At 54.9% G+C, this 7,314-nt stretch carries 6 protein-coding genes; 5 read left to right on the forward strand and 1 reads right to left on the reverse strand.

Annotated features, from left to right (window positions below):
* Window positions 1-91: 91 nt before the first annotated feature.
* Window positions 92-517 (forward strand): hypothetical protein, encoded by a 426-nt coding sequence (locus tag ACYX34_RS05795; RefSeq protein ID WP_462075612.1) that lies wholly within the window; start codon window positions 92-94, stop codon window positions 515-517.
* Between the two features lie 206 nt (window positions 518-723).
* Here ACYX34_RS05795 and clpB read toward each other — a convergent pair whose 3' ends face one another.
* Window positions 724-3,318 carry an ATP-dependent chaperone ClpB gene (clpB, locus tag ACYX34_RS05800; RefSeq protein ID WP_462075613.1) on the reverse strand — a complete coding sequence of 865 codons (2,595 nt, stop codon included), beginning with the start codon at window positions 3,316-3,318 and terminating at the stop codon, window positions 724-726.
* A 152-nt stretch (window positions 3,319-3,470) separates the two neighbouring features.
* On the opposite strand from clpB, the gene ACYX34_RS05805 reads away from it, so the two are divergent.
* From ACYX34_RS05805 to ACYX34_RS05820, 4 genes are all read left to right on the forward strand, one after another.
* Entirely contained in the window at window positions 3,471-4,304 is an 834-nt protein-coding gene (locus tag ACYX34_RS05805) for a hypothetical protein (RefSeq protein WP_462075614.1), read from the forward strand.
* A gap of 158 nt (window positions 4,305-4,462) precedes the next feature.
* On the forward strand, window positions 4,463-5,938 hold the full coding sequence (locus tag ACYX34_RS05810; protein ID WP_462075615.1) for a sensor histidine kinase: 1,476 nt from the start codon (window positions 4,463-4,465) through the stop codon (window positions 5,936-5,938).
* Window positions 5,935-6,705, forward strand: a complete 771-nt coding sequence (locus ACYX34_RS05815) for a hypothetical protein (protein WP_462075616.1) — start codon at window positions 5,935-5,937, stop codon at window positions 6,703-6,705. Before ACYX34_RS05810 ends, ACYX34_RS05815 begins: the two co-directional genes overlap by 4 nt.
* Window positions 6,705-7,314, forward strand: a 610-nt coding sequence (locus ACYX34_RS05820; RefSeq protein ID WP_462075617.1) for a sigma-54-dependent transcriptional regulator, incomplete at its 3' end; no start/stop codon positions are given. The genes ACYX34_RS05815 and ACYX34_RS05820, both read left to right, overlap by 1 nt.

Raw genomic sequence — 7,314 nt, forward strand, 5'->3', positions numbered from 1 at the left:
GGATTGCAAAATGGCAGGTCTTAGAGATACAAGGTATGACTTGATCGTGCTGGCCTGTACACGTTGTGTCATCTTAACTTGACTGAGGTCTATGGATATCGAAATCGGTTCGAATCTCTATAAGAATTTCAACGGGACGATCGAGGTTGAGGGGGTTCCTCAACTCCAGGTGGCTCGCCATCCCTCGACCGGTGCGTTGCTGGTCAATTTTGCGCTGTTCGACTCGAACGGCCGGATGCTAGCCAAGATGGTGGATAGTACGCTCATGTTTAACGAGCGGCGCGCCTATGAGTTAGCCAAGACGGACAAGCACCTTCTGATGAAGGAAGTGGATTCCGGAAAAGTAGTCCTTCAGCTCGATGTGAAGGATCCGCAGGTCGTCTTGCTGGCCCAGGGCGAGTTTCATACGATGAAAGGCCATCTCCTCCAAGTCACGGCGACGGCCTGGAAGATCGAGAAGCAGCACAAGAGCGGGCTGACACACGACTCGCAGGGAGGCGTGGTCTCGATCGGCTAGGAACCGGTGTCGGCTCTCCCTCCACTGGCAGGCTGTCGATAAAGGCCTCCAGCGGCGTTCTCGCGTCGCTCAGAGGCTCACCGTACGGCAGAGAGTCCGCGTCGCCTCTTTACTCGCTGCGGCCTTGCTGAACAGCCTGCAGGGCATCCAGATCCGGTCGGTCACCATGCGCAGCGATCTGTTTGGGAAGAGCAGTGCAGAGTTTGTCAACACACTGCTAGTGGTGTCACAACCAAAGCTCCGCTTTTCAGATCGACTGAAGCGGTATTTCCATCCCGTAATTCTCCCTTGACCAACAACTTGGCGATCGGTGTTTCCAGCTCCTGCTGAATGAGGCGCTTCAGCGGTCGTGCTCCGTACACCGGATCGTAGCCCCGTTCACCCAAATGTTTCAGCGCGGACGGCGTGATGGCCAGCGTGATCCGACGTTCTGCGAGTCTGTTGCGTAGCCGCTCCAGCTGGATCTCCACGATCTTGATCAAATGCTCGGTTCCGAGTGGATGGAACACGACCAGCTCATCGACCCGGTTCAAAAACTCCGGGCGGAAATGTTGGCGCAGTTCACCCATCACGACGGTCCTGACTTGCTCATAGGACGCGCCGCGTTGCTGTGCTTCAAGGATCTGTGGACTGCCGATGTTGGAGGTCATGATCAGCACGGTGTTTTTGAAATCGACTGTGCGGCCCTGTGAGTCGGTCAATCGTCCATCATCGAGCACTTGCAGCAACACGTTGAAGACATCGTGATGGGCCTTCTCGATCTCATCGAAAAGGATCACCGAAAAGGGGCGTCGTCTGACGGCTTCCGTAAGTTGCCCGCCTTCTTCATATCCGATGTACCCGGGAGGTGCGCCGATCAGACGGGCGACGGTATGTTTTTCCATGTATTCGGACATGTCGATTCTGACGAGATTCCCTTCATCATCGAACAAAATTGTGGCGAGTGCGCGGGCCAATTCGGTTTTGCCGACCCCGGTTGGACCAAGGAATAGAAATGACCCGATCGGGCGATTGGGGTCTTTGATGCCGGATCGTGCACGAAGCACCGCGTCCGCTACGGCTCGGACCCCTTCTTCCTGTCCGACGACCCGTTGGTGCAGGAGATCCTCAAGTTTCAAGAGTTTGTCGGTTTCGCCTTCGAGTAACCGCGAGACCGGGACCCCGGTCCAGCGGCTGACCACGGCGGCGATCTCATCTTCATCGACTTCTTCCTTCAGCAAGCGGGCCGCATCCTGTTTTTTCTCCAAGTGTTGCAGCTCCAGTGCCAACTCCCGTTCCAGCTTGGGGAGCTCTCCATAACGGAGCTCGGCCACACGATTGAGGTCATAGGCTCGCTCCGCCTGCTCGATCTTCTGCTTCATCTCTTCGATCGCCTCTCGGGTCTTGCGCAGCCGGGACACGGACGTTTTCTCAGACTCCCATCTGGTCTTCAACGCCTGCAGGTCACGCTGCTTTTCGTTCAGCTCGGCTTCAAGGGTGCTCAGTCGGGCGGCGCTCGCGGCGTCCTTCTCCTTCTTCAACGCCTCGCGTTCAATTTCCAGCTGGAGCACCTTGCGCGACACTTCATCCAGTTCAGCCGGCAGGCTGTCGATCTCGGTCCTGAGCCGTGCGGCGGCTTCGTCGACTAAGTCGATGGCTTTGTCCGGAAGAAACCGATCGGCAATATAGCGATGGGACAGTTTGGCCGCCGCCACCAGCGCGCTGTCCTTGATGCGCACGCCATGGTGGACTTCATAGCGCTCTTTGAGGCCGCGTAGAATGGAGATCGTGTTCTCCACTGAGGGCTGATCCACCAGCACCGTCTGGAAACGGCGTTCCAAGGCGGCATCCTTTTCGATGTGCTTCCGGTATTCGTCCAGCGTCGTGGCGCCGATCAGGTGCAACTCGCCGCGCGCCAGCATCGGCTTCAACAGATTGGCCGCATCCATGGCTCCTTCGGCTGCTCCGGCTCCGACGACCGTGTGCAATTCATCGATGAACAGGAGAATCTGACCTTGAGACGATTGGATTTCTTTGAGGACGGCTTTCAGGCGTTCCTCAAATTCGCCGCGGAATTTGGCACCGGCGACGAGCGAACCCATATCCAGTGCGAAGAGTTTCTTGTGCTTGAGGCTTTCCGGAACATCACCTTTCACGATGCGAATGGCCAGTCCTTCCACGATCGCGGTCTTTCCAACCCCTGGTTCCCCGATGAGCACCGGGTTATTCTTCGTCCGGCGCGAGAGGATCTGGATCACACGCCTGATCTCATCATCGCGTCCGATGACGGGATCGAGCTTGCCCTGTTCGGCCAATTGGGTCAAATCTCGACCGTATTTCACCAGCGACTGGTAGGTGCTTTCAGGATCTTGACTGGTGACTCGTTGATTGCCTCGCACCTGTTGTAAGCTCGCCAAGAGGCGGTCACGCGTGAGGCCCAGTTTCTTGAATACGCCTCCCTCCTGAACCATGGCGAGGAGGACATGCTCGACACTCAAAAAATCGTCCTTCAACGACTTCTGCTCCTCTTCCGCACGATTCAGCACATGGGTGAGACGGTTGGCTACATGCACTTGCCCGGGGGCTGCTCCAGAGCCCTGTACTTGAGGTAACTTGGCCAAGGCGTGGTCGACGGCTTGCCGCACGGCAGGGAGGGCGAGGCCAGCCCCTTCAAGCAAGGCCGGGGTGGTTCCCCCTTCCTGCTCAAGGAGCGCCAAGAGGACATGTTCCACATCGATGCCTTGATGACTTCTCCGCTGGGCGTGTCCGGACGCGGATTGGAGGGCCTCTTGCAATTTGATCGTCATCCGATTCATGTCCATGGGGCTCACCTTTTTATATGAGAGTACTTCTGCCGACGGAAATAAGTGATAATCATTCGGTCGGACAAGTCAACCTGTAGGGGGCATGCCCTGACAGGAACAAGACTAGTGCTTGACCTACCAGGGCAATCCCGACTAGGGTACGCATCGGCATGAGCAAACTCGCATCGGCGACCGTTCATCTCTACAGACACGTGCTTCACGCCACCTGGCGTTCGCTGACCAAAAGCTGGGTATCCATGGTGGCGCTCATCCTCTTTGCGCTGCTTTTTTTGGGCATTGCACGGATCGCTGCTCCGTTGGGCATGGCCGGTGGTTTGTTACTCGGGATGGTCAATGCCCTCCTGGTGGGAGCCACGCTCCGGTTGATTGAACAGTCTCTGAGCGCGTCCAGAACCCTTGGGTTCACGGACGTGACAGAAAGCTTCGGGTGTTACTTTTGGGATGTGATCGGTGTCGGATTTGTGTTGTGGCTGCCGACGCTCTTGCTCGATATGGGTTTACAAGCTAATCCCGCCTACGGCCAATTTCTTCTCTCGGCGTTCTTGCTCTTGGTCTTTCTCCTCTTGAACCCAGCACCGGAAGTGATTTATCAAGTCCGGCATGACTCGACGCTTGATGTGTTCAAGACGTCCTATGAATTCGTCGTGGAGCATTGGATCGAATGGTTTCTCCCATTTGTTGTTCTCATTCTGCCTGTCGTCTTGTCGCCCAGCGGGCTTGAGGAATTCTTTTCACTGTCCGGCCGTGCCGGTCGAGGGGCTGGGCTCGACTTCCTTCAAATTCTCATGCTCCCCCTGACGGCCATCGGTGGGTGGCTGTCGTATATGGGACTCGATGCGGAGGGGCAAGAGATCGTGCTTTTCCTCCTCACTCCACCGGTCGCCATGGCGATCTTATTGTTTCGGGGCCATCTTTTTGCATCGCTTCACGGGTCTTCCAGGAGACAGCGGCTTTTTTCTCACCAATTCAACTCCGGAGAGTAACGGTCTGGGAAAGATTTTCTCAGGGAAGCTTGCTGGTCCGACATATTTTTGTCTTCCAATAGGCGTCTGCCCTTGTGATCGGAAGCTGAAATAGTGTATGGATTACCATACACTGAGTTCTGCCCACCTATGACCTAGTCCGAGCGAGGCACGGACTCATGCGACTTTCAATATTCTGGCGGCTGGTGTTGACCTCCCTGGTCATTATTACGGTGATGGGGGGAGTGAATCTCTACGCACTCTTTCAACTTCGGCAGTTGACGGCTATGAGTACTCAAATGGCATCGTACCATTATCCAGCCGTTGAATCCGCCAAACGGCTGTTAGGGTCACTGTATGCCCAACTGAATAGTGAGAAGAAGTTTCTTGCCACGAAAGATCGTACGTTCCTCACTAATGTGACTGAGGAAGTTGAAGAGTTTCAGCGTGTGCTTCAGATATTGCGAGGACAGGAAAGTTCCACGCGGGGGCTGACGCTGCTGCAAGAGACGGGTGAGTTGCTGAAAGAACGATTGCGGTTGTTTGACACGGCCATTCAGACGACAACGGGGTCGGCTCAGCGTACGATTCCGAATTATGAAAGCACGCGTGACAGCCTCATGGACCGCATGTCCTTTACGTTGCAGAATTATATCGATCTTCATGAGGCGCGAGTCAGTGTGGGGGTGACCGAATCGCATGCCAGTGCCGCCCAAGCCGAGGCCGTGACGGAGCAGCTTGTTCTTGTGGCCTTGATGTTCGGGTTAGGACTGGCAGGAGTGGCAAGTTATACGATCTTGCGTCCGCTCCGAGAGTTGCAGGGACACATCAAGCAGATCGGACAGGGGAACTTTGGGGCATCGATCAAAATCAAGGCGCCGGCCGAGCTCCGCGAATTGGTGGATTCCGTGAACTGGATGGGCCACAAGCTTCAAGAAATCGACGACATGAAAACAGAGTTTCTTGCGCATGTGTCCCATGAATTACGAACTCCCATGGCATCAATTCAGGAAGGAACGAACCTCCTGCTTGACGAGATTCCTGGCCCGCTCGTGCCGGAACAACGGATGACGCTTCGGATCATGGCCGACAGCAGCAAACGGCTGATGCATCTTATCGCCACCATTCTGGATTTATCGAAAATGGAGGCCGGGATGATGGAGTATCGATTCGTCCCTGTCGATCTCCACAGGATTGTGGACATCTCGATCAACAAGATCCGTCTTCTTGCTGACTCTAAGCATGTCCAGTTGGTCTTAGAGCCTGTTGGGCAGCGAGTCTGGATTAAGGCGGATGCGTCTCGACTGGAACAGGTCTTGGACAATCTCTTGTCCAATGCGCTGAAATTCAGCCCAGAAGGGGGAGTCGTGAAGGTCCATATGAAGCCAGAGGTCCAGGCTGGTGTGCTGGAGGTTTCGGTTTCAGATACGGGGCCTGGGATTGCCCCGGAAGATCTCCCGCATATTTTTGAGCGGTTTTATCAGGGCCGTACCAAGGTCAGGCAGGCTGCGGGAAGTGGTTTGGGGTTGGCATTGGTCAAAAAAGTTGTTGAAGCTCATGGAGGAAGAATCTGGATTGAGAGTGAGAAGGGGAAGGGGGCGACTGTACGGTTTATCCTACGGTTGACGAAGCCGGAGGCGAAGGGGGAGCCGTGAAAACGAAGATATTTCTTATGGCGATCAGTTCCGGGGTCTTGCCTCTCTTTCTCACAGGATGTGCCGCATGGACGGGGTCCATCCCAGTCTCTCGCCCGTATTTTGTGACTGACCCAAAGGAAGTGACGAGTTTTCAAGCATTTGTAAAGAAACAGGAAGGATTGGTCCCGCGCTGCGCCCAATCACACTCTTGTGACCAGGTGTATTTTACACTCGGGCTCCTTGGACTCTACGAAAGTCGCGAAGTTGCAGCGAAATACTTTGAAAAGGTTGTGACCGTTGCTCCGACGGGACCGGTCGCGGCGACGAGTAAAGCCTGGCTTCAAGTCCTACGGCAATCCGTTGTTTCAGGGCAGAAAGGATGGTCTCAATCCGTATTGACAGCGCCCGCAATTGCAGAGGCTCACACATCATTGGCGACAGCAACCGATCGTCTGGTTCGAAACTTGCTTGACGAGCAGGTGCTGATACAACAATTCCATGCCTCGAAGGGTGGCGAGTCAGAGGCCATCGAGGTATTGCAGCGGGAGCTGGCGGAGCGAGATCGCAGAATCGAGGCGCTTCTCGCCAAGAAAGATTCGACCAAGGCATCCGCCGATCCCGTCGCGATGCAAAAACAACTGGCTGAACGAGACAAAAAAATTGAAGAACTATCTTCGCAGCTTGAGGCGTTGAAACGAATCGATCAGGAGATGCGTGAAAAGGTTCGTCCGATCCGTCCTCCACTGACGACAGTTCCTACTCCAAGTCCTGAAACGACACCCTAATGAAGAACCAGAAAGATGTGGTGATTATGGAGCCAAAAAACACGGAGCGCGAGAATATTCTTGTCATTGATGACGATGAGGGATTGCTGCATTTGCTGAAAATGCGGTTATCCGCCATGAGATTTTCCGTCACACCCTGTACCACGGGACAAGAGGCCATTGAGGCAGCGAAACATACGACGTTTGATTTGGCGATCACCGATCTCCGTCTCCGAAGTGAGAATGGGTTAGACGTGACCGAAGCGTTGCTGCAAAATCAACCGGGACTTCCGGTCATCATCCTGACGGCCCATGGCAGTATTCCCAACGCGGTGGAGGCCATGCAGCGTGGGGCGTTTGGGTATCTGACCAAACCGTTTGATGATAAAGAGCTCAAGGAGACCATTGATAAAGCACTCTCGCAGCAGCGGATGAGCCGTGAGATTGATCGACTGAAATCGCTGGTGAAAGAGTTGTACGGGCTCGAGAATGTCGTGGCCAGAAGTTCGGCGATGCAACGGCTCTTTCAACAGATCGGCCAGGTCGCCGAGTCGGACGCGACCATTCTGCTGTTCGGAGAAACCGGTACCGGCAAAGAAGTCATGGCTCGTGTCATTCATGCGAACAGTC

This window comes from Nitrospira sp. CMX1, from assembly GCF_054902215.1.

Bases quoted from the DNA above. Each gene is read 5' to 3' on its own strand.
- ACYX34_RS05795 (WP_462075612.1), top strand. From the start codon at position 92: ATGGATATCGAAATCGGTTCGAATCTCTATAAGAATTTCAACGGGACG.
- clpB (WP_462075613.1), bottom strand. From the start codon at position 3,318: ATGGACATGAATCGGATGACGATCAAATTGCAAGAGGCCCTCCAATCC.
- ACYX34_RS05805 (WP_462075614.1), top strand. From the start codon at position 3,471: ATGAGCAAACTCGCATCGGCGACCGTTCATCTCTACAGACACGTGCTT.
- ACYX34_RS05810 (WP_462075615.1), top strand. From the start codon at position 4,463: ATGCGACTTTCAATATTCTGGCGGCTGGTGTTGACCTCCCTGGTCATT.